This is a genomic window from Agromyces sp. NPDC052230, assembly GCF_040679595.1.
Classification (GTDB): domain Bacteria; phylum Actinomycetota; class Actinomycetes; order Actinomycetales; family Microbacteriaceae; genus Agromyces.
Genome location: NZ_JBFAVC010000001.1, coordinates 409,823 through 434,074, shown reverse-complemented (window position 1 = coordinate 434,074; position 24,252 = coordinate 409,823). Strand labels below are relative to the sequence as shown.

27 protein-coding genes are annotated in these 24,252 nt (G+C 71.3%); 12 read left to right on the top strand and 15 right to left on the bottom strand.

Annotated elements, in window-relative coordinates:
* Positions 1-54 precede the first annotated feature (54 nt).
* Positions 55-429 carry a cupin domain-containing protein gene (locus AB0K73_RS02120; RefSeq protein WP_360510840.1) on the top strand — a complete coding sequence of 125 codons (375 nt, stop codon included), beginning with the start codon at positions 55-57 and terminating at the stop codon, positions 427-429.
* Positions 430-440: 11 nt separating this feature from the next.
* On the opposite strand, the gene AB0K73_RS02115 is transcribed toward AB0K73_RS02120, so the two are convergent.
* Both AB0K73_RS02115 and AB0K73_RS02110 read right to left on the bottom strand, forming a co-directional pair.
* Positions 441-1,226 carry a response regulator transcription factor gene (locus AB0K73_RS02115; protein WP_360510841.1) on the bottom strand — a complete coding sequence of 262 codons (786 nt, stop codon included), beginning with the start codon at positions 1,224-1,226 and terminating at the stop codon, positions 441-443.
* On the bottom strand, positions 1,223-2,533 hold the full coding sequence (locus AB0K73_RS02110; protein WP_360510842.1) for a histidine kinase: 1,311 nt from the start codon (positions 2,531-2,533) through the stop codon (positions 1,223-1,225). Before AB0K73_RS02110 ends, AB0K73_RS02115 begins: the two co-directional genes overlap by 4 nt.
* A 245-nt stretch (positions 2,534-2,778) precedes the next feature.
* Between AB0K73_RS02110 and AB0K73_RS02105 the strand changes: the two genes are divergently transcribed.
* From AB0K73_RS02105 to AB0K73_RS02085, 5 genes are all read left to right on the top strand, one after another.
* Positions 2,779-3,135: a helix-turn-helix transcriptional regulator gene (locus AB0K73_RS02105; protein WP_360510843.1), complete on the top strand. Its 357-nt coding sequence runs from the start codon at positions 2,779-2,781 to the stop codon at positions 3,133-3,135.
* Positions 3,132-3,884 carry a hypothetical protein gene (locus tag AB0K73_RS02100; RefSeq protein WP_360510844.1) on the top strand — a complete coding sequence of 251 codons (753 nt, stop codon included), beginning with the start codon at positions 3,132-3,134 and terminating at the stop codon, positions 3,882-3,884. Before AB0K73_RS02105 ends, AB0K73_RS02100 begins: the two co-directional genes overlap by 4 nt.
* On the top strand, positions 3,881-4,594 hold the full coding sequence (locus tag AB0K73_RS02095) for a hypothetical protein (protein ID WP_360510845.1): 714 nt from the start codon (positions 3,881-3,883) through the stop codon (positions 4,592-4,594). Before AB0K73_RS02100 ends, AB0K73_RS02095 begins: the two co-directional genes overlap by 4 nt.
* A gap of 96 nt (positions 4,595-4,690) precedes the next feature.
* Entirely contained in the window at positions 4,691-6,025 is a 1,335-nt protein-coding gene (locus AB0K73_RS02090; protein WP_360510846.1) for an MFS transporter, read from the top strand.
* A gap of 111 nt (positions 6,026-6,136) precedes the next feature.
* Positions 6,137-6,805 carry a hypothetical protein gene (locus AB0K73_RS02085; protein WP_360510847.1) on the top strand — a complete coding sequence of 223 codons (669 nt, stop codon included), beginning with the start codon at positions 6,137-6,139 and terminating at the stop codon, positions 6,803-6,805.
* A 15-nt stretch (positions 6,806-6,820) separates the two neighbouring features.
* On the opposite strand, the gene AB0K73_RS02080 is transcribed toward AB0K73_RS02085, so the two are convergent.
* Positions 6,821-7,483, bottom strand: a complete 663-nt coding sequence (locus tag AB0K73_RS02080; RefSeq protein WP_360510848.1) for an SDR family oxidoreductase — start codon at positions 7,481-7,483, stop codon at positions 6,821-6,823.
* A complete protein-coding gene (locus AB0K73_RS02075) occupies positions 7,480-8,940 on the bottom strand; it encodes a DUF6421 family protein (protein WP_360510849.1) in 1,461 nt (486 codons plus the stop codon). Before AB0K73_RS02075 ends, AB0K73_RS02080 begins: the two co-directional genes overlap by 4 nt.
* Before the next feature lie 349 nt (positions 8,941-9,289).
* On the opposite strand from AB0K73_RS02075, the gene AB0K73_RS02070 reads away from it, so the two are divergent.
* A complete protein-coding gene (locus tag AB0K73_RS02070) occupies positions 9,290-9,913 on the top strand; it encodes a hypothetical protein (RefSeq protein WP_360510850.1) in 624 nt (207 codons plus the stop codon).
* 218 nt (positions 9,914-10,131) lie between these two features.
* Here the strand turns inward: AB0K73_RS02070 and AB0K73_RS02065 are convergent, their stop codons facing one another.
* Positions 10,132-10,842 carry a DUF998 domain-containing protein gene (locus AB0K73_RS02065; RefSeq protein WP_360510851.1) on the bottom strand — a complete coding sequence of 237 codons (711 nt, stop codon included), beginning with the start codon at positions 10,840-10,842 and terminating at the stop codon, positions 10,132-10,134.
* A 217-nt stretch (positions 10,843-11,059) separates the two neighbouring features.
* Between AB0K73_RS02065 and AB0K73_RS02060 the strand changes: the two genes are divergently transcribed.
* The 4 genes from AB0K73_RS02060 (at position 11,060) to AB0K73_RS02045 (ending at position 14,984) form a co-directional block, all read left to right on the top strand.
* Entirely contained in the window at positions 11,060-11,419 is a 360-nt protein-coding gene (locus AB0K73_RS02060; RefSeq protein ID WP_360510852.1) for a YciI family protein, read from the top strand.
* Positions 11,420-11,492: 73 nt separating this feature from the next.
* Positions 11,493-12,788, top strand: a complete 1,296-nt coding sequence (locus AB0K73_RS02055; RefSeq protein WP_360510853.1) for a sigma-70 family RNA polymerase sigma factor — start codon at positions 11,493-11,495, stop codon at positions 12,786-12,788.
* A gap of 34 nt (positions 12,789-12,822) precedes the next feature.
* Positions 12,823-13,308, top strand: coding sequence for a hypothetical protein (locus AB0K73_RS02050; protein WP_360510854.1), 486 nt, complete (start codon positions 12,823-12,825; stop codon positions 13,306-13,308).
* Positions 13,308-14,984: a DUF5671 domain-containing protein gene (locus tag AB0K73_RS02045; RefSeq protein ID WP_360510855.1), complete on the top strand. Its 1,677-nt coding sequence runs from the start codon at positions 13,308-13,310 to the stop codon at positions 14,982-14,984. The genes AB0K73_RS02050 and AB0K73_RS02045 overlap by 1 nt, the downstream gene beginning before the upstream one ends.
* A gap of 30 nt (positions 14,985-15,014) precedes the next feature.
* On the opposite strand, the gene AB0K73_RS02040 is transcribed toward AB0K73_RS02045, so the two are convergent.
* From AB0K73_RS02040 to AB0K73_RS02025, 4 genes are all read right to left on the bottom strand, one after another.
* The gene (locus tag AB0K73_RS02040; RefSeq protein WP_360510856.1) at positions 15,015-15,989 is read right to left on the bottom strand and encodes an ABC transporter permease; all 975 of its coding nucleotides are present in this window, start codon (positions 15,987-15,989) and stop codon (positions 15,015-15,017) included.
* Between the two features lie 103 nt (positions 15,990-16,092).
* Positions 16,093-17,127, bottom strand: a complete 1,035-nt coding sequence (locus AB0K73_RS02035; protein WP_360510857.1) for an aliphatic sulfonate ABC transporter substrate-binding protein — start codon at positions 17,125-17,127, stop codon at positions 16,093-16,095.
* A 47-nt stretch (positions 17,128-17,174) separates the two neighbouring features.
* Positions 17,175-18,056, bottom strand: a complete 882-nt coding sequence (locus tag AB0K73_RS02030; RefSeq protein WP_360510858.1) for an ABC transporter ATP-binding protein — start codon at positions 18,054-18,056, stop codon at positions 17,175-17,177.
* A gap of 143 nt (positions 18,057-18,199) precedes the next feature.
* On the bottom strand, positions 18,200-18,667 hold the full coding sequence (locus AB0K73_RS02025; RefSeq protein WP_360510859.1) for a GNAT family N-acetyltransferase: 468 nt from the start codon (positions 18,665-18,667) through the stop codon (positions 18,200-18,202).
* A gap of 80 nt (positions 18,668-18,747) precedes the next feature.
* Here AB0K73_RS02025 and AB0K73_RS02020 point away from each other — a divergent pair, with 80 nt between their 5' ends.
* The gene (locus AB0K73_RS02020) at positions 18,748-19,587 is read left to right on the top strand and encodes an SDR family oxidoreductase (RefSeq protein ID WP_360510860.1); all 840 of its coding nucleotides are present in this window, start codon (positions 18,748-18,750) and stop codon (positions 19,585-19,587) included.
* Positions 19,588-19,619: 32 nt separating this feature from the next.
* Here the strand turns inward: AB0K73_RS02020 and AB0K73_RS02015 are convergent, their stop codons facing one another.
* The 6 genes from AB0K73_RS02015 to AB0K73_RS01990 all read right to left on the bottom strand — a co-directional run bounded on the left by AB0K73_RS02015 (position 19,620) and on the right by AB0K73_RS01990 (position 24,236).
* Entirely contained in the window at positions 19,620-20,435 is an 816-nt protein-coding gene (locus AB0K73_RS02015; protein WP_360510861.1) for an alpha/beta hydrolase, read from the bottom strand.
* A gap of 65 nt (positions 20,436-20,500) precedes the next feature.
* Complete coding sequence (locus tag AB0K73_RS02010; RefSeq protein WP_360510862.1) at positions 20,501-20,953, bottom strand: hypothetical protein; 453 nt, start codon at positions 20,951-20,953, stop codon at positions 20,501-20,503.
* Positions 20,950-22,224: a protein kinase gene (locus AB0K73_RS02005; protein WP_360510863.1), complete on the bottom strand. Its 1,275-nt coding sequence runs from the start codon at positions 22,222-22,224 to the stop codon at positions 20,950-20,952. Before AB0K73_RS02005 ends, AB0K73_RS02010 begins: the two co-directional genes overlap by 4 nt.
* Before the next feature lie 83 nt (positions 22,225-22,307).
* The gene (locus AB0K73_RS02000) at positions 22,308-23,147 is read right to left on the bottom strand and encodes an exodeoxyribonuclease III (protein ID WP_360510864.1); all 840 of its coding nucleotides are present in this window, start codon (positions 23,145-23,147) and stop codon (positions 22,308-22,310) included.
* A 64-nt stretch (positions 23,148-23,211) separates the two neighbouring features.
* Positions 23,212-23,805, bottom strand: coding sequence for a DUF6328 family protein (locus AB0K73_RS01995; protein ID WP_360510865.1), 594 nt, complete (start codon positions 23,803-23,805; stop codon positions 23,212-23,214).
* A 62-nt stretch (positions 23,806-23,867) separates the two neighbouring features.
* Positions 23,868-24,236 carry a hypothetical protein gene (locus tag AB0K73_RS01990; protein ID WP_360510866.1) on the bottom strand — a complete coding sequence of 123 codons (369 nt, stop codon included), beginning with the start codon at positions 24,234-24,236 and terminating at the stop codon, positions 23,868-23,870.
* Between the last annotated feature and the right edge of the window lie 16 nt (positions 24,237-24,252).

The following is a 24,252-nucleotide window of genomic DNA, read 5'->3' as shown; positions in this document are numbered from 1 at the left end:
CCATAGGAGCGAGCGGATGCCGCGTCAACCGTCGAAATCCGAGAGAATCGAAGGATGGTGAATCACGTGCGCAACCTCCAGGCGGCCCTCGACTCGTTCACCGAGCACTGGCAGCCCCACCGACTCGCGAGCATCAACGACTACGACGTGAAGGTCGTGAAGGTGCTCGGCGAATTCACCTGGCACAGCCACCCCGAGACCGACGAGCTGTTCCTCGTCGTCTCGGGAGAACTCGTGATCCAGCAGCGCGACGAGGACGGCGGCGATGTCGTGCTCGGCCCGGGCGACGTCTACGTCGTGCCGCGCGGCGTCGAGCACTGCCCGCGCGCCGACGGCGAGGTGTCGGCGATCCTCATCGAGCCGCAGGGCACGGTGAACACGGGCGACACCCCGAGCGAGCGCACCGCGGCGCTGCGCGAACTCGACTGACCGTCGGCCCGTCAGCGGCGCTCCCCTCTCGGAGCCGGCTGCACCACTCCGTGCTCGTACGCGTAGACGACCGCGTGCACGCGATCCCGCAGGCCGAGCTTCATGAGCACCTTCGAGACGTGCGTCTTGACCGTGGCCTCGCCGACCCAGAGGCGCTCGGCGATCTCGGCGTTGGAGATGCCCTCGGCGAGGAGCACGAGCACCTCGCGCTCCCGCTCGGTGAGGGTCGTCAGCTCGTTGGAAACAGGAATCTCGGGCCCAGGCCTGCCGCTGGGTCCTGTTTCCGGGGCCGGCGCGGCGAGTTGTCCTGCTTCCGGTGCGGCCATCACCCCGACCCCAGGACCGGCTCCGGGGCTGGACACCGCAGCGGCAGGGCGCGCCGCCAACGCCTCGATGACGCGCCGCGTGACATCCGGTGACAACAGGGCATCGCCGCGCGCGACGACCTGCACCGCCTCGATGAGCTGCTCGGGGCTCGAGTTCTTCAGCAGGAACCCGCTCGCACCGGCCTCGAGCGCAGCGAACAGGTAGTCCTCGCGGTTGAAGGTCGTGAGCACGAGCACCGCCGCGTCGGATGCCGCATCCGCGGTGATGCGACGCGTGGCCTCGAGTCCGTCCATGCCGGGCATCTGCACGTCCATGCAGACCACGTCGGGCGCGAGTTCGGCGACCCGGGTGATCGCCTCCTCGCCGTTCGATGCCTCGCCGACGACGGCGATGCCGTCCTCCGAGTCGAGGATGGTGCGGAACCCGCCGCGCACGAGCGCCTGGTCGTCGACGACGAGCACCCGGATCACGCGATCACCGCCTCGTCGGGTCGCCGCAGCGGGAACCGTGCCCGAACGAGGTAGCCGCCGCGCGCGCGTGCTCCGAGCTCGATGGTGCCGCCCGCCGCAGCCACCCGCTCGCGCATCCCGAGTTGGCCCAGCCCCCGCGGGTCGGCGCCGGCGGATGCCCCGGCCCCGCCGCCCGTGTTCGTCACCTCGAGCTCGACGGCATCGTCGGACCACCGGATCCGCACGTCCGCCGCGGCCGAGCCGCCCGCGTGCTTGCGCGCATTCGTGAGCGCCTCCTGCGCGATGCGGTAGACGCTGAGACCGACGACCGGCGACACCTCCCGCGGTTCGCCGACCACCTCGAACGTGGTCGGCAGTCCGGCTACGGATGACTCGTCGACGAGTTCCCGCAGCTGGTCGACACCGCGCGTCGACGTGCTCGCACCCTCGGGCTCCTCGTCGGCCCGGAGCGTGCCGAGGAGGCCGTGCAGCTCGTCGACCGCGTCGCGCGCACTGGCCTCGATGGACGAGAGCGATGCGGCGGCGGCATCCGGATCCTTGGCGATCACTCGACGCGCAGCACCCGCCTGCACGCCGATCACCGAGACGTGGTGGGCGACCACGTCGTGCAGCTCACGTGCGATGCGGAGCCGCTCGATCGCGACCGCCTGCGTACGCGTGCGCTCGCGCTCCGCGGCGAGCTCGGCCGTGCGCTGCTCGAGCTCGGCCCGCGACCTGGCCGACCGGTAGGCGGCATCGCCGAAGTACCACGCGCCGCCGAAGTAGAGCAGGTTGGTCAACGTGTTGATGAGGCCGTAGGCGAGGTACGGCGAGAGCGGGCCGTCGCCGTCGCGCGGCAGCTCGGGCAGGTAGTCCTGCACGGCTGAGAAGTACACGAGATTCCAGAACAGCCACCCGAACATGCCGACGACGATGACGGCTCGCACGATGTTCGCGCGGAGGCGGCTGCGTCCCCAGGCGCCGACGGTGTAGATGGCGATGAAGAGCGCGATGTTCGTGAAGAGCGGCTCGCCGACCTCGGCGGACAGGGCGATGACCATGCCGACGGATGCCGCGAGCGCCACGATCTCGGGCCACCGCCGCCGCGCGGCCAGCGGCAGGGTCATCGCGGCGACCCAGAGCGCGGTGGCCCACCACGGCACGTCCTCGCCCCAGCCGGTGACGCGGTAGAGCACCACGCTCATCGCGGTGCCGGCGGCCAGCACGAGGGCGAGCACGACGTCGTCGCGGTAGGCGCCGCGCGGCGGTCGTGGGCGCACCCACTCGACGCCCTCCACGACAGGCGGCGTGGCGGTGGTCTCGGTCATGCGTCAACGCTAGCGACGGCGCGGCCGCGGCGGATCCGCCGCGGGGCGGAGATGCGCGGCGGTCGCCGGCCGGAGTCGGCCGGAGTCGCCTGGAGTCGTTCCCTCTCGAGCTCCTGTCGAACGCGCCTCATGTGAGGCTCGTTCGACACGAGCGAACCACCACACGGACCCGGCGTGAAGCCCTCCTCCACAGGCGGCAACGACACTGCTTGCACGTGGGAAGATATCTTCCTATTCTCGATCCCATGGGACGCAGACGCGAGGGACAGCTCGTCCCGCTCGAGGTCGACATCCTCGGCGCGGGCATGGAGCTGCAGGCTTCAGAGGGCGACTTCTATGGATTCTCACTCGCCAAGCGCATTGCCGAGCAAGCGGATGCCGCGGCGCTCACCGCGCACGGCACGCTCTACAAGGCACTGGCCCGGCTCTCCGAGGCCGGGCTGCTCGACTCCGCATGGGAGGACGCCGCCATCAGCGAAACCGAGGGCCGGCCGCGTCGACGCCTCTACCGCGTGACCGGCGCCGGCGAGCTCGCCCACCAGCGCGAGCTCGCGGCCATGGCCGCCCCGGCCGCCGCTCCTGCGAGGGTGGCGTTCGCATGAGCGGTGTCGGAGAGGCCGAAGCGATGGTCGACGGGTATGTCGAGGCGGCAGACGGCATCACGATCGAACCATCACGCGGGGTCGAACGTGCCGTGCTCGCCTGGGGTCGCTGGTACACGCTGGATCTCCCCGGAGACATGGCGAACGACCGGCTGGCCGAGCTCGAGTCCGACCTCTTCGAGCACCGGGCCGCCGCCGGCGGAGGCGCGGGCGTCGGCTCAGCGATTCTCTGGCGGGCCGTCAGGGGGGTGCCGTCAGATGTCTCGTGGCGGTTCAGCCGCCTTCGCCGCACCGCGCTCAGCGCGCCTCATGGTACGTTCCCGCTCGCCCTCCCTGCGATTGCACACCTCGCCACGGCGGCCCTGCTCACGTGGGGCGTGTTCGTGGTCGCGCGGGTCACGGGCAGCTTGCTCGCCGGTTCGTGGGCGGGCGCCTGGGACCTCCTGGCTGCCGGAGTCGCCGGACTCGCGATCGCGATCGTCGGCGGCTGGCTCGTGGCGGTGCGGCGCCGGCGGATGCTCGGAGCGTTCTGGCTCGCCGCCGCTTCGTTCCTGCTCATCCGCTTCGGCACCATGGCGGTCGTCGCCACGAGTGTCACGCTCACCGAGTTCCAGCACGATTCGATGGAGCAGTTCATGCTCCTCGTGCGAGCAGCCACCCTGGCCGGCGTGCTGTTCTTCGCCGCCATGGCCGTGTGGTGGACCGCCGCGCCGCAAGCGACCGACCGACCTGAATGGGGTGAGGCATGAACGTCCAACGGATCATGGCGCGTGTAGCCATCGGCGGCATCGTGCTGGGCGCAGCCTCGGTCGCCGTCTTCGGGGCCGGCGCGGCGGGCGTGCCGCTTCCCGACGTCCCGAGAGCGCCCGTCGTGGCGTCGACGGACGCGGCATCCCCGCCCACGACAGCAACGGATCCCGCGACCGTGATCTCGGAATGCATGGCCGGACACGGCTTCGCGTACAACGTCGACGCGTGGCGGCTCGGCGAACCGGTGCAGCCGCACGGGTTGAGCTACGAGGAGTCGATCAGTTGGCTCGACGCGTACTACGGCGACATGAACGACGACTGGTCGGTGCCGATCACCGACTGGCGCCGGCAGGGATGCGTCGGCTTCGGCCTCCATGCTGCGGAGGTGGCGGGCGCCGCCGGCACGCCACTCGTGCCCGAGCCCGATCCCGAGGCGCCCACGTGGCAACAGCTCCAGCGCGAGTTCCGGCTGGCGATCCAGTCCTGCATGGCGGAGCGCGGCCTCGAGTACCGTATCCCGGAGTTCGGCGAGTACGGTTCGGGAATCGAGGACGACCCCGCCATGCCCGAGGGGCTGCCCCGGGAGCAGGGTGAGGCCTGGCTTGACGCCCTCTGGGGCAACGCCGGGGCCGGCGCCGCCTACCGCTGGGAGGACGCCGGATGCCAGGGCTACGCCACCCACGTCACCGGCAACGACAACCTGCACTAGAGGACATGCATTGAATGGGGAGCGGAGGCCGCGGGCCGTTGCCCGTGACGGTGGTCGGGAGCATGATGATCGGGTGACTTCCCGCCAGAGGCGAATGTGAACGCCGCAGCGCGACCTGCCCCCACCGCCAGGGGCGTGCAGGCCGTCTACTACACGCTGACGCTCGGCAACACGCTCGCTGCGTCATTCATCTGGGGCATCAACACCCTGTTCCTCCTCGACGCGGGGCTCACCAACCTCGAGGCGTTCGCGGCCAACGCCTTCTTCAGTGCCGGCATGTTCCTCTTCGAGATCCCGACGGGTGTCGTGGCCGACACGCTCGGCCGGCGCGCCTCGTACCTGCTCGGCACGATCACCCTTGCCGTGACGACGGTGCTGTACTGGCTGCTCTGGGTCTGGGAGTCCCCCTTCTGGGCCTGGGCGATCGTGTCGGTGCTGCTCGGATTGGGCTTCACGTTCTTCTCGGGGGCTGTCGACGCCTGGCTGGTCGACGCACTGCACGCGACCGAATACCGCGGGAGCCTCGAGACGGTCTTCGGCCGCGCGATGATCGTCGGCGGCATCGCCATGCTCGCCGGCTCGGTGCTGGGCGGTGTCGTGGCGCAGCTCACCGACCTCGGCGTGCCGTTCCTCATCCGCGCCGGCGTGCTCGTGCTCATGCTCGTCGTCGCCGGGTTGCTGATGCGCGACCTGGGGTTCACGCCTGAACGTGGCGCCGGCCCGATCAAGGCCACGGGCAACGTGCTCCGGGCGTCGATCACGCACGGGCTCGGCAACGCTCCGGTGCGCTGGCTGATGTTCACCACGCCGTTCACCGCCGGCGTCGGGATCTACGTCTTCTACGCGCTCCAGCCGTACCTGCTCGAGCTCTGGGGCGACGAGGGCGCGTACTCGATCGCGGGGCTCGCGGCGGCGATCCTCTCGGGGTCCGGCATCGTCGGCGGACTCCTCGCGCCCTACGTGCGGCGGCTCTTCCGCAAGCGCACGTCGGCGATCCTGCTCGCCGTGGTCTCCAGCGCGCTCGTGCTCATCGGGCTCGCGTTCACCTCGAACTTCTGGATCGCGATCGTGCTGCTGGCCGTGTGGGGAATCGCCTCGTCGATCGACGACCCCGTGCACCGTGCCTACCTCAACGACATGATCCCGTCGAAGCAGCGGGCCACGGTGCTCTCGTTCGATTCGCTGCTCGGCAGCGCGGGCGGCGCGGTGTTCCAGCCGATCCTCGGCCGGTCCGCCGACCTCGGCGGCTACGGCGCCTCGATGCTCTGGAGCGGCATCATCGCGGCGGTCGCGACGCCGTTCGTGCTCCTCAGCCGGGCGCAGAAGCCGCCGGCCGACACGGTACGCGATGTGACACCTGCCGAAGCGACGACGGGTGCGACGGCGCCGGGTGACGAATCGGCCACGGGGTCTCCGGTGCCTCCCGTGTGACAGCTTCATAACGTCAGGTGACGTGACCCTTTCGGGGGTCAACGAACGTGGATAGCATGTCGGGCACACACGGGCCCGGTACGGGTGACGGGTGGCCGAGGGGAGGCGCGCATGAGGAAGGCGCTCCTGCTCGGCCTGGGGGCCACCGCGGTGCTCGCGGCCGCCGTCTTCGTCGGTGCCGCCGCCGCCACGACGGGCGCGCCGGTCTTCTACGATGCGCGGTTCCCCGCGACGCCGTCGACCGCGCCCGACGGGTACGACGTCGACTCCGGTCGGCCGATCGAGCAGGCCGGTGGCAGCCCGACCGAGGGCGCCGACCAGGCGCGCGACGGTGACACTCCGGCTCCCGGTGCGCCCCCGGTCTCGACGGCGCCGGCCCCGCCTTCAGCACCGCCGGTGAGCACGCCGGTGACCCCGCCGTCCAAGGCGCCAGGTCCTCCGAGCGACGTCGACGACGAGGCATCCGACGGCATCGGCTCCGAGGAGGGCCCGGACGTGGCGCCGCCGACCCCCGAGGAGCAGGAACGGTGGCTCGCCTTCCAGCAGGTCGTACGCGACTGCATGGCCGAAGCCGGGCAGGAATACCTCTACTGGGAGTGGTGGAACCCCGGGCCCGACACCTCGAACCGATTCCCGGCGATGCCGGCCGACCTCAGCCCCGACGAGGTCGCCGCATGGCAGCGGGCTCTCAACGGCAATGCCGGGAGAGGCCAGGACTTCCGCTGGCAGGACGCCGGGTGCTGGGGTCGCGCCGTGCACCTCACGGGTGGAGAGCACTGACGCACCCGCCGGCGATCAGGCGGGGGTGAGCTCCGTGACCGAGCCGTTCAGGCCCGAGGCATCCGCCCGCCAGAGGTCGACGACGGATGCCGCGAGCCGATCCTCGAGGCCGGCGAGCGACGTCACCCGCAACGTGACGGCCGCCGCCGGTGACTCCGACTTCGCGAAGCCGTGGGCGAGCGACTGCATCCACGACTCGCTGGCCGCCTTGACCGACGTGTAGTTCGCCGAACCCGCGGTGGGCGACGCGACCGTGGTCGAGGACACGATCGCGATGCGGCCGGCCGGCGAGGCGACGAGGTCATCCCAGAAGGCGCGGCTCACGTATCGGAGCGCCGTGAACGAGCGCTCGAGCACGCGGTAGTCCTCCTCGGTCTGACCGGCGATGCCGCCGCCGCCGCGCCATCCGCCGACGAGGTGCACGACGCCGTCGATGTCGCCGACGCGCGCGTGTACGCGCATGGCGAGCTCGAGCACCTCGTCACCGTCGGTGAGGTCGGCGCGCTCTGCGACGACGCCGGGCACCTCCGCCTCGAGTCGGCTGAGGCGGCCCTCGTCGCTGCCGACCACGACGACGCGTGCTCCGGCGTCGAGGAGCGCACGCGCGACCGTGCGGCCAGACGTGCTCGTCGCGCCAGCGATGAGCACGGTGCGCCCCTCGACGCCGGAGGTGCTCACTCCTCGATCACCGTCTTGCCCGTGATGCCGACCGTCGACTCGATGACCGGCCTCATCTTCTTGTCGAGCGCCTCGTAGAACATCGAGAGCGGGAACTCATCGTCCATCACGAGGTCGGTGTACCCCTTGGGCGGGCCGGCGAGCACGTCGCGCGGCAGTCCCTGCGCCCACACCGACGCCGGGTTCGGCGTCAGCACGCGGCGCACGAGGTCGTACGCCGCGAGCCAGTGCACCGTCTTCGGCCGGTCGATCGACTTCCAATACAGGTCGTCGATCGCATCGCCCAGCTCCACGACGGCGTCGGGTACGACCGCCCAGTCGAAGCTCAGCTGCACGTCGGTCCACTCGAGCGCGTGCTTCTGGTGCAGCCACGCGAAGAGCAGCTGGCCGCCGAGCCCGTCGTAGTTGCGCACGCGCGAACCCGTGATCGCGAATCGGAAGATCCGGTCGAAGATCACCGCGTACTGCACGAGCTTCGCGTGCTCGAGGAGCTGTTCCTCGACCGCGGACAGCTCGGCCGAGGCATCCGCTCGGCGCCGCAGGCTGCGCTCGATCCTCACCGCCTCACGGAAGGCTGTGAGGTCGCAGCGCAACTCCTCGAGCGAGTAGAGGAAGTACGGCATCCGCTGCTTGATCATGAACGGGTCGAACGGCAGGTCGCCGCGCATGTGGGTGCGATCGTGGATGATGTCCCACATCACGAACGTGCGCTCGGCGAGCTCCTGGTCGCGCAGCAGCGCCGCAGCGTCGTCGGGCAGGTCGAGCTTCGTGATGTCGGATGCCGCGCGCACGACCTTGCGGTAGCGCGCCGCCTCGCGGTCCTGGAAGATCGCCCCCCACGTGAACGTGGGGATCTCGCGCATCGCCACCGTCTCGGGGAACAGCACGGCCGAGTTGGTCTCGTAGCCCGGCGTGAAGTCCACGAGTCGCAGGCTCACGAACAGTTTGTTGCCGTACTCGCCCGCCTCGAGGGCGGCGACGAACTCAGGCCAGATCGTCTCGACGACGAGCGCCTCCACGTGCCGGTCGGTCGAGCCGTTCTGCGTGTACATCGGGAACACCACGAGGTGGCGGATGCCGTCGACACGGTGCCGCTGCGGCTGGAACTCCACGAGCGAGTCGAGGAAGTCGGGCACGCCGAAGCCCTCGGCCTGCCAGCGGCGGAAGTCCTTCACGGATGCCGCGAGGTACGCGCCCTCGTGCGGGAAGCGCGGCGCGAGCGCCTCGATCGACTCGACGATGGCGTCGACGAGCGCGGACGCCTCGGGGGTGTCGCTCTTCTCGGGCACCGAGCCGTCCTTCGCCTGCAGGCCCTGCAGGCGCGTCGCCGACCCCTTGAGCGTGAGCCACGCGGGATCGAGTTCCACGTCGTGCGCGAGCGCGAGCTGCTCGGGCGTCACACCGTCTTCGAGGACCTCGGGTTCGCCGATGATGGCGTCGATCGTGATGTTCGACATGTGAACCTCCGTTCCCGGGTGCGGGGCCGCGAATGCGGCCGTACGTGGTGACGACGCGGCCGATCGACCGCTGCTTCAAGGCTAGGTCGCAGCATCCAGCGATGTGTTGCTGCTCGGCGCGAGTTTCTTGCGTGCGCGCAAGATTCTGCGACGAACTTCACCACGCGACGCAACTCCGCCCTGAAGGGCGGATACCGGCCCTTTCGAGCCGTTCGGAGCGGGACTCGGAACCCCGCACTGAGAAAAACTCAGGAAACCCGGGTGCCAGCGGGAGTGTCGGCCCGGATCCGGCGCGTCGGCCGGATCCGTAGGTTTCGTGGTGTCCCCACTCGAGGAAAGGAATGGAATCATGACCACACGAATCGCGGCACCGGTGATCGTCACCGTGTCGCTTGCCGCACTGCTGACCGGCGGCGCGGGACCAGCGGCCGCGAACACCGGGCCGAGCGACTACCTCCGCCCGGCGCAGAACGCGGCGGCCGTCGGACTCGCTCGCGGACACGTGATCGTGTTCGATTACCTCTCGCCGTCGCGAGGGTCCGAACGCTTCCCGGCCGGATCGGTCGAGCAGGCGGTGCAGGCGCAGGTGAGCCCGCCCTGGACGGCGGAAGCGCGACGTGAGTTGCACGCGCAGGCGGCGGGCACGACCACCACGCGCGAGTTCAGCGCCGAGGCGCGTCGCGAACTGCATTCACAGGCCGCCACGACCACCGCGCAAGGATTCGGCGCCGAGGCGCGTCGCGAGCTCAAGGGCAGCGCACCGGTCGACGGGCGCGCGGCGGAGCTGCAGGGCGAGCGCCTCCGGGCGTACGCCGAAGCACGGGCCGCGGCGGAGGTGAACGCTGCAGAGATGCAGGGCGAGCGCCTCCGTGGATACGCCGAGGCGCGGACCGACGCGGAGATCCGCGAGTTGAAGAGCGGCCCGCCAGTGGACGTGAACGACGACCTCTCGCCCCTCGGAGGCTCGCGCTGACGCACGAGCCCGACCCCGACGAACGGCGCGGCGCCTCGAAGATGAGCACCGCGCCCGTTCGCGTGCGCGGGGACCTCGTCGACACGTCGCGCCGGTGCTCATGGCAAGCGCGTGGATCGGGGCGCACTCCTCGGATTCCTCGATGAGTACGCCCCGCGGATGCCGCGCACGATGCGCTCGTATGCGACCGAGCACCTGACGCCCGACGAACGAGCCGCCTACCGCACGATGCGCCGACCCGGCTCCCGGAGCAGCGAGATCGCGTACGCGGTGATCCACGCGAAGGCGAGCGCGACGCCGACGAAGAGGCGCACGCTCATCCACAGCTCGAACGGCAGCGTGAGCACGAAGCAGGCGACGCCCACGACGCGGGTCCACGCGGCTGCGGTGCGGCGCCCCTCCCACGACAGGCGCTTCGCGACCACGAAGGTCACCGCCACGAGGGCGAGGAACGAGAGCGGCGGTGCGATGGCGTGCACTGTGCCGTGGAAGGTCAATTCCGTCGGGTAGCCGGCCGGCGCCCCCGCCGGGAACCCGAGCGCCGGGTCGGCGGTGAAGGCGCCCCCGATGATCAGTCCGGCCGCGTAGACGCCGAACAGCACGGGCGCCCAGCGGCGTCCCGGGCCGTCACCGAGGCTTCGCCGTGTTCCGACGGCGAACGCGAGCATGAGCACGCCCGCAAGGATGAAGTTGGTGATCTGCACCCAGCCGGCGTCGCCGAGCGAGAGCAGGCTGAGGGGATGCCTCGTCAGGTCGAATCCCTCGCGTGTGACGACCTGCACGGCTGCGACCACGACGAAGAGCGGGCCGGCGACAGCTCCCGCCGTGACCAGCGATCGGGTGAGTCGGTCGGCGGCGTGCGCCGGACGGCGCACTTCCGCGCCCGGAGTGGTGGTGGGGCCGGTGAGGTCGGCGGTGTCGATGTCCATGATGCGTCCTTCCCGTCTGTCGATCCGACCGGTGGTGATCGGGTCGTTCACCAAGACGTCGCGGGGAGGCATCCGTTCTCGACATGACCCGGTCGAATTCGTGCAGGATTCGAAGAGGCCACAGGAAATCCCGGAAGCCGTGTCGAGAACCGCAGGCAACCGGCGACGTCAGGGTGAGGGCACACCGACCGGAGTGCCGCGAACGAAGGAGACCGCGATGCGATTCATGTGCATGGTGAAGATGGACGAGACGAACCCGCAGGGCGACCCGCCGCCCGAGCTCTACGAGGCGATGGCGGAGTACGACCGTGAGGGTCGTGTGAACGGCACGCTCATCGACAGCCAGGGGCTGCTTCCGAGCGCGGCCGGCGCGATCGTCTCGCTCGCCGACGGGAAGGTCAAGGCGACCGACGGACCGTTCGCCGAGGCGAAGGAACTCGTCGGCGGGTACGCCGTGGTCGAGGTGCATTCCCGCGAGGAGGCGGTCGAGCTCGGCCGTCGCCTCATGCAGATCCACGTCGACCACTGGCCCGGATGGGAGGGCAGCGTCGAGATCCGCCAGATCGCCGAGTACTGATCGCAATCCGCGGGAGCGTCGTTCGACGTCCCCGCGGGTTGCGCACTCGCGGCGCGCGTGGTCTCATGCTCGCGTGGGCGACGAGACGACGCGCGCCGCGATCGAGGCGATCTGGCGGCTGGAGTCGACGCGCCTGATCGCTGCGCTCGTGCGCATCGTGCGCGATGTCGCGCTCGCCGAGGACGTCGCGCAGGACGCCGTGGTGGCCGCCCTCGCGCAGTGGCCGGGGTCGGGCATTCCCGACAACCCCGGCGCGTGGCTGATGACCACCGCGAAGCGACGCGCCATCGACGTGTTCCGCGCCCGAGCCCGGCACGATCAGGCGGCGGCCCGGCTCGCCCACGAGCTCTCGGAAACCGTCGACGACGATCCGGGCGCCGGCATCGACCACGTCGAAGACGACGTGCTGCGCCTCATGTTCATCTGCTGCCACCCGGCGCTCACGGAGGAGGCGCAGACGACGCTCACACTGAAGCTCGTCGCCGGCCTCACCACGCGAGAGATCGCCCGCGCGTACCTCGCACCCGAGGCCACGGTGGCGCAGCGTGTCTCGCGCGCCAAGCGCACGCTCGCCGAAGCGGGCGCTGCCATCGAGGAGCCGAGCGGCCCCGAGCGCGCCGAGCGGCTCGAGACGGTGCTCGGGGTCGTGTACCTCCTCTTCAACGAGGGATACTCGGCGACCGAGGGCGAGGACTGGATGCGACCCGCCCTCTGCGACGAGGCCGTGCGCCTCGGCCGCATCCTCACCGCCCTCGTGCCCGACGACCCCGAGGTGCTGGGGCTCGCCGCGCTCCTCGAGCTCCAGTCGTCGCGCCTCGCCGCCCGAGCGGATGCTCACGGCGAACCCGTCCTACTCGATGCGCAGGACCGAAGGCGATGGGATGCCTCGCGCATCCGCCGCGGCCTCGACGCGCTCACCCGCGCCGGTGCGCTCGTGGCCGACGCCGGTCCCGACGCCGAACCCGGGCCGTACCTGCTGCAGGCGTCGATCGCCGCGGAGCATGCGCGTGCGGCATCCGTCGACGACACCGACTGGGGCCGGATCGCCGCGCTCTACGAGCAGCTCGGCCGCCGCACCGGGTCGGCGGTCGCCGAGTTGAACCGCGCCGTGGCGCTCGGCCGTGCGCGCGGACCCGAGGCCGGGCTCGCCCTGCTCGAGCAGCTCGCCGACCTGCCGGCGCTCCGCGACTACCACCTCGTGCCGAGCGTGCGCGGCGACCTCTACGAGCAGCTCGGCCGAGGCGAGGATGCGGCGGCCGAGTTCGAGCGCGCCGCCGCGATGACCTCGAATGCGAGCGAGCGAGCCCTGCTCGAACGTCGCGCCCGAGCGGCGCGCGAACCGCGCGGCGACCGGGGCGTTTCGTCGTAGCCAAGCGGCGTCGGGCCACGCCATGATGAGGGGCATGACCGACGCCCCCGCCGCCGCCCCCACCCCTGCGCCCGCAGCGAGACCCGACCGGACCCTCATCGTGATCCTCTCCGTGATCGGCGCCCTGGTGGTGATCGCGCTCATCGTGGTGTTCACGCGCGGCGAGCCCGAGGTGCTCGACGAATCGACGCCCGAGGGCGTCGTGCAGCGCTACGCCGCCGCCGTCATCGCCGGCGACGAGGAGGCCGCCAAGGCGTACCTGGTGCCCGAGCTCGCCGACGCGTGCGAGCGGATCGAATCCGCGCCGGTGCAGGACATGCGCGTGACGCTCGAGTCCACGACGGAGCGCGAGGACTCCGCCGACGTGCGGGTGCTCATCGCCGTCTCGTACGAGGGCGGTCTCTTCGGCCCCTCCGAGTACGAGGAGGAGGGCGAGTTCGATCTCGTCGCCGACGACGGTGCGTGGCTCATCGAGACGGCGCCGTGGCAGCTCACCATCTGCGCCCCGGGGGTCAAGTGATGTCCGGCGCCCCGGTTCCCGCGGCCGCCGCTGCCCCTGACCCTGCACCGGCGCCCACTCCCACGACCGGGTCGGCGCAGGGCACCGTACGTCGACTGATCGTGTACACGATCCTCTTCGCGCTCGTCGCGATCGCCGCCGGTGGGATCGCGGGCCTCCTCGAGCGGCTGATCGACGCGGGTGACCCGCTCGCCGTCGGCGGGACCGGCGGCCTCGCGCTCTCGCTCGCCTTCGCCCTGATCGGCGGGCCGCTCGCCGCAGTGCTGTGGTGGGTGGTCTGGCGTCGGCTCCGTGACGCATCCGAGCGGATGTCGCTGGCTTGGGGCCTCTACCTCGCCGCCATGTACACCGTGTCGCTGATCGTGGCCACGACCGCGCTCGTCGTCACGGCGATCGCCGGCATCGACGGCCGGTGGCTGCCCGGCGAGTTCTCGACGGGCGTGGTCTGGGCCGCGGTGTGGGTGTGGCACCGGTGGATGTCGCGGCATCCGGTCAAGCGGCCCGTGCGGCTGGCCACGGTTCCCGCCGTCGCGGGCTCCGTCTACGGCCTCATCATCGGGGTGAGCGGTGCCGTGGCGGCGCTGGGCTCGCTGTTCGACACCGCCATCCGCGGGGCCGCCGCCCAGGCGATCGCGGGCAGCCCGTGGTGGCAGGGCCTCCTCGACGGACTCATCTGGGCAGCGGTCGGGTCGCTCGTCTGGTGGTGGCACTGGTATCGCGACGGGGCGAAGCGCCTGACGACGGGCTTCGCGGCCGTGGCGCTCATCGTGGTCGGGGTGATCGGGGCCGGCATCCTCATGCTCGGCGGGCTCGCCGTCGCCCTCCACGTGGGGCTCCGGCTGGCCTTCGACCCGGGTGACCCTGCGGCCGAGATCCTCCGTCCGCTGGGTACCGCGCTCGCGGCCGCCCTCATCGGCGCCGCCGTGTGGATCCACCACCGCCGGATCGCGACCGAGCGCTCTACCGGCACGCGCCGCGCGACCAGGTTGGTCATGTCGGCGGTCGGCCTCGCCGCGGCGGCGTCGGGCATCGGCGTGGTGCTCAATGCGACGCTCGCCGCCCTCGCGAGCCCACTCGCGGCATCCGGCACCCGCACGCTGCTGCTGGGCGGCATCAGCGCGCTCGTCGTCGGCGGGCCGACGTGGTGGCTGAACTGGAAGCCCACCCGGCACGTCGAGCCGACCGAGATCGCCACCCCGGGTCGTCGGGTCTACCTCGTGGCCGTGTTCGGGCTCAGCGCCGTCGTCGCCCTCATCGCCCTCCTGGTGGTCGGGTATCGGCTCTTCGAGTTCGGACTCGACGGGAACTCCGGTGCCGGCCTCATCGACCGCGTGCGTGCACCGCTCGGCGTGCTCGTCGCGACGGCGCTCGTGTTCGGGTATCACTTCGCCGTCTGGCGGCACGACCGAGCCGTGATCGCCGAACGGGGCCTGAGCGTCGGGCGGCGGGTCGGCCGTGTCATCCTCGTGACCGCGGGCGACCCCGAGGCCCTCGAGCGGGCCATCGGCGATGCCACCGGGGCATCCGTCACCGTCTGGCAGCGTGCGCTGGGCGAGCCGGGTGCGGTTCCGGATGCCGCGGCCGTCGTCGCGGCGCTCGACGGGGTCGCAGGCAAGCGCGTGCTCGTGCTCGCCGGTCCGGGCGATCGCGTCGAGGTCGTGCCGCTCGCGGACTGAGCCCGGCTGTCGTGCGCTTGAGCCCGGCGACTACGCCCAGCGGCGGATCGCCCACCGTTCGAACAGCCCCACGAGTGCGTCGGTGAGCTTGCCGAGCAGCGCGAGCGTGATGATCGCGAGGAAGATGCGGTCGATCCTGCCGTTGTTGCCGGAGTCGACGAGGAGGAAGCCGAGGCCCATCGACGACGCGATCAGCTCCGCGGCCACGAGGAAGAGCCACGCCTGCGCGAGCGCGAGCCGCAGCGCCGAGAGCACCGACGGCACGACCGCGGGCAGCTGCACCGTGGTGAAGAGGCTGCCGCCGTGCCGGCCGAACGCGCGACCCGCCTCGAGGAGCTGTCGGTCGACGTGGCGGAGCGCCGCCGCCACGATCGTGTAGACCGGGAAGAACGCGCCGATCGCGATGAGGATGATCTTGGATTCCTCGCCGATCTTGAACCACAGGATGAGCAGCGGGATCCACGCGAGCGACGGCACCGCGCGGATCGCGCCGAGGGTCGGCGCGAGCAGGACGTCGCCGAGGCGGCTCAGTCCGACGACGGCGCCGAGCGCCATCCCGATGGTCGCTCCTGCCGCGAAGCCGAGCAGCACGCGCTGGGTCGAGATGGCGACGTACTGGCCGAGCAGGCCCCGCTGTGCGAGGTCGACCGCCGCGAGCCACACCATCTCGGGGCTCGGCAGCTGCGACAGCGGCACGAGCCCGTTCGTCGACACGAACTGCCAGGTCAGGAGCAGGAGGGCCGGGATGATCGCGCCGCCGACGACGACGAACGAGCGTCGGCGGGTGAAGGTCACGCTTCGCCGATCGGCTGCAGGGGCGACGGATGCCGCGGGCGCGCCTTGAACGGTGGCGACGGATGCCGCGCGCCGATCGATGCCCGACGGGCCGAGCGCACCGGCGGCGACCACACCGAGGCCGCCCTCGGCGACCGGGGAGACGAACCCGTGGTCGACCGACGTCGCACGGGCTGGTGTGTCGGTGCTCGCGGCATCCGTTTCGCTCATCGGGTTCTCCGCTCGGATGGTGGTGCGTTCGTGTGGGGGTCGTTTCCGGACAGTTCGAGCGCTCATATGCCGCCGCTGTGACCGGAAACGACCCCCGGACGGCTCAGTTGAAGCGCGAGGCGTCGGCCTTCGTGACGAACTCGTCGTTGATGAGGGTGTCGAGCGCCTGGTCGACCTGCTGCTGCGAGGCGACGTCGCCGAGCTCGACGAAGATCGGGCCGATCTTCTCGAGCACCTCGACCTGGGCGTCTCCGGGCACCGGGTCGACGTCGAGGTTGGAGCGCTCGGTGATGACCGTGGTGGCCAGCGCGACGTCGAGGCCGGCGACCTCTGCGAGGATCTCCGCCGTCTCCTCGGGGTTCTCGGCAGCCCAGGCACGAGCCGTCTCGTAGGCGTCGACGACGGCCTGCGCGACCTCGGGCTTCTCGGCGAGGAACGTCTCGGTCGCGTTGAGGAAGCCGTAGCTGTTGAAGTCGACGTTGCGGAAGAAGAGCGTCGCGCCCTGCTCCTCGGCGCCGGCCATGATCGGGTCGAGGCCCGACCACGCGTCGACCGACCCGTTCTGCAGCGCCGCCCAGCCGTCGGCGTGCTGGAGGTTCTGGAGCACGATGTCGTCGGGCGAGAGCCCCTCGGACTCGAGCGCCTGCAGCAGGAAGAAGTAGGGGTCGGTGCCCTTGGTCGCGGCGACCTGCTTGCCCTTGAGGTCCCCGACCTCCTCGATCGACGAGCCGGCGGGGGCGACGAGGGCCGACCATTCGGGCTGCGAGTAGATGTCGATGACCTGGATGGGTGAGCCGTTCGAGCGGGCGAGCAGGGCCGCGGAGCCGGCCGTCGAGCCCACATCGATGGCGCCGGCGCGCAGGGCCTCGTTGGCCTTGTTGGAGCCCGCGGACTGCACCCAGTTCACGGTGAGGCCGGCGTCCTCCAGCCACCCCTGGTCCTTGATGATGAGGCTCAGCGGGTTGTAGGTCGCGAAGTCGATGTTCAGGGTCTGGCCCTCCAACGAGACCGCGGCACCGGATGCCTCGGGCTCGGGCTGGGCGGCCTGGCCCTCGCCCGAGACACAGCCGGAGAGCAGCAGGGCGGTGACGGCGGCGCCCGCGACGAGCGCGGACCTGAGGAACGGGGTGCGGGACATGGAACTCCTTGGGGTGGTCGGGCGGCGCCGGAGGCTGTGGGGCACCGTCAGTACGGGTAGTGCGGAATGGTGGTCGTGGTCTCGACGCCGCGCGCCGTGCCGTGCCGGTCGATGCCGAGGCCATCGAGGAGTCGCCCTCGAAGCTCGGCGAGCTCGGCGGAGCCGCGGTCGCGCGGGCGGTTGCCCGGCACGACGACGGTCTGGCGGATCACGGCGCCCGGCTCGTCGCCGTCGTCGCCGAGGAGGATCACGCGATCGGCGAGTTGCAGCGCTTCGTCGACGTCGTGGGTGACGAGGAGCACCGTCGTGGGCTCGGCGCGGTGCACGTCGAGCAGCAGGTCCTGCATCTTCAGCCGGGTGAGCGCGTCGAGCGCTCCGAACGGCTCATCGAGCAGCAGCACGCCGGGATTGCGGGCGAGCGCCCGCGCGAGCGACGCCCGTTGGGCCATGCCGCCCGAGACCTCGCGCGGCCGGTGATCGGCGAAGTCGGCGAGCCCGACGAGTTCGAGGAGGTGCGCGACCTGCTCCCGGGCCGTGTCGCGGGAGGTTCCCCGCGGCAGCCCGAGGGCGACGTTCTTCGCGATGGAGCGCCACGGCAGCAGGCGCGGCTCCTGGAAGCCGACACCCGTGCGGCGGTCGTACGACGCCACGACGGTTTCGTCGAGGGCGACCTCGCCGCTCGTCGGGCGGTCGAGACCGCCGGCGATGCGCAGGAGCGTCGACTTGCCGCATCCGCTCGGCCCGAGGATGGCGAGGATCTCGCCGGCCGCCACCTCGAGGGTGATGTCGCGCAGCACCGGCCGCGCCGCGCCCGCCGGCCCGAAGGCGCGACCCACGCGCCGGAACGCGATCGGCGCCGCGGTGGTCGCATCGGCGCGCGCGGCCGTGCGCACGGTCGGCTGGCGGCCGGTCACGGATGTCGCCGTCATGACTGCTCCTCGCGGGGGCGTTCAGGGGGTGGGTTTCCCCGACGCTACCCACGGGCGGCGGACGTGTCAGCCGCGCGCGACCCGCGGCGTAACACGCCGCGACGCGCGGCGTAACACGAGCGGCGGCCAGTCGGCCTCGTGGCTCAGAGCCGCTTGTGCTTGTGCACCGCCGCCGTCTCGTACCCGAGCTCGTCGTAGAGGCGGATCGCCTGCTCGTTGTAGGCGAAGACGTTGAGACGCATGTCGGCGGCCCCCTGCGAGCGGGCGATGTCCTCGGCGAGCAGCATCGCCGCCCGGCCGACACCACGCCGGCGGTGCGTCTCGTGCACGGAGATGTCCCAGATCCACCAGCTCGCACCATCGGGCGACGGGCCGATCCACAGCCAGCCGGCGTCCTCGTCGTCGGCGACGATCGTGAAGAGGAAGTGTCCCTCGATGGGTCGGCCGTCGGGGAAGAACTGCTCCTGCGATGCCCGCCGGGCGGCGGCCGCCTGCTCGGGGGAGTCGCCGGCCGTCACGCGCGCCCGTTCGTAGGCGGCCATCGCCACCGGAAGCCACTGCGCGGTCTCGTCGTCGGACTTCGGAACGAGTCGGATGTCGGGCGTCGCCATCCGCCCATGCTGCCACGCCGGCACGATCGTCGCGCGGCGCTCTGGAGATCACCCGCGACCGAGTGCGCGAGGATTGACCCATGACGAGAACGGTGCAGGGAGCGAACCTGCTCATCACGGGCGCGGCCGGTGGCATGGGACGCATGTACGCCGAACGAGCCGTGGCCGAGGGCGCGGCATCCGTCATCCTCTGGGACCGTGACGCGCCGGCGCTCGCGCGCGCCGCCGACGAACTCGGCAGGACGGCTCGCGGCGAGACCCGCGTGCACACCTTCGTGGTCGATGTCGCCGACCTGGGCGCGATCGCGAAGACCGCACAACGCGTGCGCAAGGAGCTCGGCAATCCCGACATCCTGATCAACAACGCCGGCATCGTGCGCGGCAACCGCTACTTCTGGGAGACCGACAACGGCGAGGACACACGGGCGACGATGCACGTGAATGCGCTCGCGCCGATGTACGTCACGCGGGAGTTCCTTCCCGGCATGATCGCCGCCGCCTACCGCCCGGCCCGTATCGTCAACATCGCGTCCGCGGCCGGCACCCTCGCCAATCCGCGCATGGCGGTCTACGCGGCCTCGAAGGCCGCCCACATCGGCTGGAGCGAGTCGCTCCGGCTCGAGCTCGAGCAGGCCGACCACACGAACGTGAAGGTGCTCACGGTGACGCCGAGCTACATCTCGACGGGCATGTTCCACGGCGTGCGCGCCCCGGTGTTCACGCCGATCCTCGAGCCCGAGTACGTCGTCGACCGGGTCTGGCGGGCCATGCTCGCCGGGCGTCCGTTGCTCGAGCTGCCGTGGAGCGTCGGCGTCTCACGCGCGCTGCGCGGCATCCTGCCGACGCGCGTGTTCGATCGCGTGGTCGGGCGCGGCTTCGGCGTCTACCGCTCGATGGAGCGCCATACCGGCCGGCGCTGAGGCGCGAGGTTCCGACTGCGGAACGCGGCGGGTCAGAGTCCCCGCTCACCCAGCCAGTCGAGGAGCACGTGCGTGAATTCGCGCGCCCGTTCGACGCTCACGAGGTGCGCCGCCTCGCGAAGCCGGAACCCCGTCGCGTCGGGCAGCGCGTCGACGAGGTATTCGTGCTGCACTCGGGCGGCGCTGAGGTCGTAGTCGCCCACCACGACGAGGGCGGGCACGCGGATGTCGCCGAGTCGGCCGTAGGCGGGCGGGTCGAGCGGTTCGGGGCGGGCCGGGTGGTCGGCGTGGATGGCGTTCGGCGCGTTCAGCTCGTGGGCGAACGCCACGAACTCGCGGTCGAGGTTGCTCTCGAGCCGCAGCGGCCCGGCGGCCCACAGTGCGGTCTCGAGGCGCACGAGGAGGGCGGTGTCGGATGCCCCGATCGCGACGTCCAGCTCGTCGACACGTCGATGCTCCTCCCTCGTGAGTTCGACCTCGGGGAATCCGCTCGGCCCGGCGCCCACCACGACGAGTCCGGCGACGCGCTCGGGGGACTCGAGTGCGAGGTCGAGCGCGATGGTGCCACCGCGGCCGGCGCCCACGATGGTGGCGCGCTCGACGCCGAGGTGGTCGAGCACCGCACGCACGTCATCGCGATCGGAGTACGGCGCGTCGCCGGAGGTCGTGGCACCGGATCCGCGCGGATCCAGGCGCACCACGAAGTGTCCGGCCGCAAGCTCGGGAACCTGCGGATCCCACATGCGCATCGTCGCGACACCCGTCGGCAACAGCAGCACGGCAGGGGCGGACGCGTGGCCGTCGGTCTCGAAGGAGAGCTCGGCTCCGGGCACCGTCAGTCGAGGCATGTTTCGAGACTACGCAACGGATTCGGCCCTCCCGACGCCGCAGTCAGCCGAGGACGCGGCGGCCATCAGTCGTCGCCCTTGTCGTCGCTCTTGCCCTTGTCGTCGCTCTTGCCCTTGTCCTCGCTCTTGCCGGGCGCGTCATCGTCCCCGCCGCCGCCATCGTCGGGATCGGGCTCGGGCTCGGGCTCGGGGACCGGTGTCGTGGCGATCTCGGCGGCCTCCAGGTCGGCGCGCACGAGCTCGAGCGCGGCGCGGATCCGCTGCTCCCGCTCGGCATCCACACGCCCGGCTTCGACGGCGGCGACGAGGTCGCGCTCGAGCAGGGCGAGCTCGGCCAGGGCGCCGGCGTAATCGCCGACCGCGGAGCGCTCGGCGATCTGCACGACCGAGGTGCGCAGGGCGGCGGTGGCCTCCTCGGTCGAGGCGCCGCAGGCGGACAGTCCGAGGGTGATTGCGACGGCGACGGCAGCGGCGGGGAGGAGCATGCGTCGGCCGTGCAGCGGTGTGCGGCGGGTCATCCGGTGACCGCTTCGTCGAGTTCCTCGAGGTGGACGCCGAGCTCGCCGGGGACCGCAGGCAGCGGTTCCGGGGTCGTCTCGGCCGCGGGCTGGGCCGACAGCGCGGCGCCGATCACCAGTGCGACGACGGTCGCGATCGAGGCCAGCAGGCCGATCGCGATCGCCGGCTTCACCCAGCGACGCGGCTGCTCGCCGGCCCGCGCCGCCCGGCGAGAGGTCTGGGGGCTCGGCGGGGCCGCACCGGGGACGCCGAAGAACGACGGGTCGGGAGTCGGCAGGATCCGAGTTGCGGCGGTGGCGTCGTCCGTGTCGGCCGCCGCACCGGGCGTCGCGCCGACGGCCTGGGTCGCCGACCCGGCGACGTGGCCGAAGGACACCGTCGGCGCCGTGAGCGGCGCGGCCGACGTGGACGACGTGGGCGACGTGTCGAGCGTGGCGGCTTCCACGGCCACATCGAGGGCGCTCGGCCGCTGGCCCGGTTCCCGTGTGGTCATTGCTCGGAGGAGTGCCACCCAGTCGGCGCCGAGGGACTGGGGGATCTCAGGATCGCGAACGAGGCGGGCGCTCGCCGCCTCGACCGCTGGGCCGGGGAAGGCCGTCTCGCCCGTGCGTGCTTCGAGCAGGAGCAGGCCCAGGCTGTACACATCTGCGGCGGGCCCTGGCGCCGAGCCTGTGACCTGCTCGGGACTGAGGTAGCCGGGGGTGCCGACGAGCAGGCCGGTTCGTGTGAGCCTCGCGTCGTCGATGAGGCGAGCGATGCCGAAGTCGGCGAGCTTCGCGTTCCAGTTGCGGCTCGGCAGGTGCGCGGCCTCCAGCAGCACGTTCGCGGGCTTCACGTCGCGGTGCACGATGCCGCGTGCGTGGATGACGTGCAGCGCCTCGGCGAGGTCGGCGAGCATGCCCGCGGCATCCGCCGTGCCGAGCGGACCGAGCTTCAGGGTCTCGCGCAGGTCGCGGCCCTCGACGAGCTCCATCACGAGGAACTCACGCCCGCTGTCGGGATCCTTGGCGGCGTCGTAGAGCCGCACGAGCGCCCGGTGGGCGAGGCTCGCGAGCAGCGCCGTCTCCGATCGACGACGCTCGGCGTCATCGATGCCCTCGGCGGCCTCGGCGAACACCTTCACCGCCACCTGACGGCCGAGCGCGAGATCTTCCCCGCGGTACACGCTGGCCATGCCGCCGCGGCCGATGAGGTCGTCGAGGCGGTATCGCTCGCCGAACGTGGTGCCGACGAACGAATCACCCGCAACGCGGTCAGGAGAGGTCGTCACGCTTCAGAGGGTAGTCGCCGTGCCTGAGTGCCGCTCAGCCTGGGGGCAGGGGTTGACGGCGGCGTGCGCGGTGGTGCAGCCGATCAGCCGAAGATCATGGGCAGGTCCTCGTCGTCGACGCCCAGGTCGAGCGCGACGAGTACGGGCACGTGATCGGAGGGAGCCTGGCCCTTGCGCTCGTTGCGGTGGATCGAGGCCTCCGTCACCGCCTCGGCGAACACCTTCGAGCCGAGGATGAAGTCGATGCGCATGCCCTCGTTACGCGGGAAACGGAGCTGCTTGTAGTCCCAGTACGTGAAGCCCTCGGGTACCCGTGGGCGCACGACATCCGTCACACCCGCGGCCTCGAGCGCGAAGAACGCCTGCCGTTCGGGAGGGGACACGTGCGTGGAGATGCCCTCGACGACGGCCGGGTCGCCATTGTCCTGGTCGAACGGGGCGATGTTGAAGTCGCCCATCAGCGCGAACGGCACCTCGGGATGAGCCGTGGTCTGACCGCGCGCGTACTCGGCGAGCGCCGCGAGCCAGTCGAGCTTGTACGTGTAGTGCGGGTCGCCGAGCGCGCGCCCGTTCGGCACGTAGAGGCTCCAGAGCCGCACGCCGTCGATGACCGCGCCCATCGCGCGCGCCTCCTGGGGCTGGTCGGGCCCCTCGACGCCCTTCAGGAAGCCCGGCATGTCGGGGAAGCTCGTCTCGACGCCCTCGATGGGCGACCGGCTCGCGATGGCGACGCCGTTCCACTGGTCGAAGCCGTGGATCGCGAGCTCATAGCCCTGCGACTCGAACACCTCGGCGGGGAACTGCTCGGGCTTGCACTTGATCTCCTGCATCGCCAGCACGTCGACGTCTTCGCGCACCATCCAGTCGACGACACGGTCGACGCGGGTGCGGATCGAGTTGACGTTCCAGGTGGCGATGCGCATGGATCACAGCGTATGGCAGGCCGGTGACGTGGCCGATCCAGCCCGGGCCTCTCGGCCCGCCCCGCTAGCGACCGACGGTCGACGGCGTCTCGGCCGGGCCGGCCCCGGTGTCGTCGGCCGATACCGAGTTCCCATTGCGGTTCGATTCGTCGCCGTGGATGCCGGACAGGTGCAGGCGCGGAAGCACGAACCAGAGGCCGATCAGCACGACGACCCCCAGCGCGAGCACCACCAGACCCGCCGCCCGGCCCACCGCGAGATCGAACACGAGGCTTGTGACGCCGACCAGCAGGAGCGCGACCACGACGAGGTTGGCGATCAGCAGCCGGTCGCCGGTGCGCACGACGCGCTCCTTCGCGTGCCGGCGGAACAGAGCGCGGTGCAGCGTCACCGGCGCGAGGCCGACGACCGTCGCGAGTCCGGCGAGGACGACCAGGACGAGGTAGAGGCCGAGCTGATAGCTGTCGAGCTCGGTGAATCGCGGCTGGAACGCCACCGCGAGCAGGAACCCGCCGATGAGCTGCGTGCCGGTGAGGGAGACGCGGAGCTCCTGCAGGATGTCGTTCCAGTTGCGGTCGCTTCGTTCATCTGGGGTTTCGCGGCGACCGCCCGGGGACCCGTCGTGGTGGGCGGATTCGGCGTGGCGGGGGGCGTTCATGCTCGATCGTAGGCACGCGACGCGCCGGCGGTTCAAGCCCTTGCGCGGCGGGCGATTCTCGCTTAGAGCGTCGTGCCCGGAACCCCCGAGATGGTGAGCGCAGCGCCCCCGATGAACACGGCGATGATGAGCACGGTGCCGACGAGCGGGATCCAGAACGCGATGCGCTTCAGCACGAGCACGACGATGGCGGCGACGAGCGCGAGCAACCCGATCGCGAGGGGACCGATCATCGCGACGAGCATGCCGGTGCCCATCCGGTCGTAGTCGCACGTGATGCCCGACCCGCAGGGGTCGCCCGCGAACGCGAGGAAGAACGACAGGAAGAACGCGACGAGCGCCGTGCCGACCATGAGCACCAGCAGTCCGATCGTGAGCACGAGGTCCCACACGATCACGGGACGCTGCGGTGCGGCGGATGTCTCGATCATGTGCGTTCCCCCGATC

Excerpts from the sequence above, each read along its gene's own strand:
- AB0K73_RS02065 (WP_360510851.1), bottom strand. The coding sequence starts at position 10,842 with ATGGACATCGACACCGCCGACCTCACCGGCCCCACCACCACTCCGGGC.
- AB0K73_RS02060 (WP_360510852.1), top strand. The coding sequence starts at position 11,060 with ATGCGATTCATGTGCATGGTGAAGATGGACGAGACGAACCCGCAGGGC.
- AB0K73_RS02050 (WP_360510854.1), top strand. The coding sequence starts at position 12,823 with ATGACCGACGCCCCCGCCGCCGCCCCCACCCCTGCGCCCGCAGCGAGA.
- AB0K73_RS02045 (WP_360510855.1), top strand. The coding sequence starts at position 13,308 with ATGTCCGGCGCCCCGGTTCCCGCGGCCGCCGCTGCCCCTGACCCTGCA.
- AB0K73_RS02070 (WP_360510850.1), top strand. The coding sequence starts at position 9,290 with ATGACCACACGAATCGCGGCACCGGTGATCGTCACCGTGTCGCTTGCC.
- AB0K73_RS02025 (WP_360510859.1), bottom strand. The coding sequence starts at position 18,667 with ATGGCGACGCCCGACATCCGACTCGTTCCGAAGTCCGACGACGAGACC.
- AB0K73_RS02035 (WP_360510857.1), bottom strand. The coding sequence starts at position 17,127 with ATGTCCCGCACCCCGTTCCTCAGGTCCGCGCTCGTCGCGGGCGCCGCC.
- AB0K73_RS01990 (WP_360510866.1), bottom strand. The coding sequence starts at position 24,236 with ATGATCGAGACATCCGCCGCACCGCAGCGTCCCGTGATCGTGTGGGAC.
- AB0K73_RS02000 (WP_360510864.1), bottom strand. The coding sequence starts at position 23,147 with ATGCGCATCGCCACCTGGAACGTCAACTCGATCCGCACCCGCGTCGAC.
- AB0K73_RS02075 (WP_360510849.1), bottom strand. The coding sequence starts at position 8,940 with ATGTCGAACATCACGATCGACGCCATCATCGGCGAACCCGAGGTCCTC.
- AB0K73_RS02030 (WP_360510858.1), bottom strand. The coding sequence starts at position 18,056 with ATGACGGCGACATCCGTGACCGGCCGCCAGCCGACCGTGCGCACGGCC.
- AB0K73_RS02120 (WP_360510840.1), top strand. The coding sequence starts at position 55 with ATGGTGAATCACGTGCGCAACCTCCAGGCGGCCCTCGACTCGTTCACC.
- AB0K73_RS02095 (WP_360510845.1), top strand. The coding sequence starts at position 3,881 with ATGAACGTCCAACGGATCATGGCGCGTGTAGCCATCGGCGGCATCGTG.
- AB0K73_RS02040 (WP_360510856.1), bottom strand. The coding sequence starts at position 15,989 with ATGAGCGAAACGGATGCCGCGAGCACCGACACACCAGCCCGTGCGACG.
- AB0K73_RS02020 (WP_360510860.1), top strand. The coding sequence starts at position 18,748 with ATGACGAGAACGGTGCAGGGAGCGAACCTGCTCATCACGGGCGCGGCC.
- AB0K73_RS02100 (WP_360510844.1), top strand. The coding sequence starts at position 3,132 with ATGAGCGGTGTCGGAGAGGCCGAAGCGATGGTCGACGGGTATGTCGAG.
- AB0K73_RS02010 (WP_360510862.1), bottom strand. The coding sequence starts at position 20,953 with ATGACCCGCCGCACACCGCTGCACGGCCGACGCATGCTCCTCCCCGCC.
- AB0K73_RS02015 (WP_360510861.1), bottom strand. The coding sequence starts at position 20,435 with ATGCCTCGACTGACGGTGCCCGGAGCCGAGCTCTCCTTCGAGACCGAC.
- AB0K73_RS02085 (WP_360510847.1), top strand. The coding sequence starts at position 6,137 with ATGAGGAAGGCGCTCCTGCTCGGCCTGGGGGCCACCGCGGTGCTCGCG.
- AB0K73_RS01995 (WP_360510865.1), bottom strand. The coding sequence starts at position 23,805 with ATGAACGCCCCCCGCCACGCCGAATCCGCCCACCACGACGGGTCCCCG.
- AB0K73_RS02105 (WP_360510843.1), top strand. The coding sequence starts at position 2,779 with ATGGGACGCAGACGCGAGGGACAGCTCGTCCCGCTCGAGGTCGACATC.
- AB0K73_RS02110 (WP_360510842.1), bottom strand. The coding sequence starts at position 2,533 with ATGACCGAGACCACCGCCACGCCGCCTGTCGTGGAGGGCGTCGAGTGG.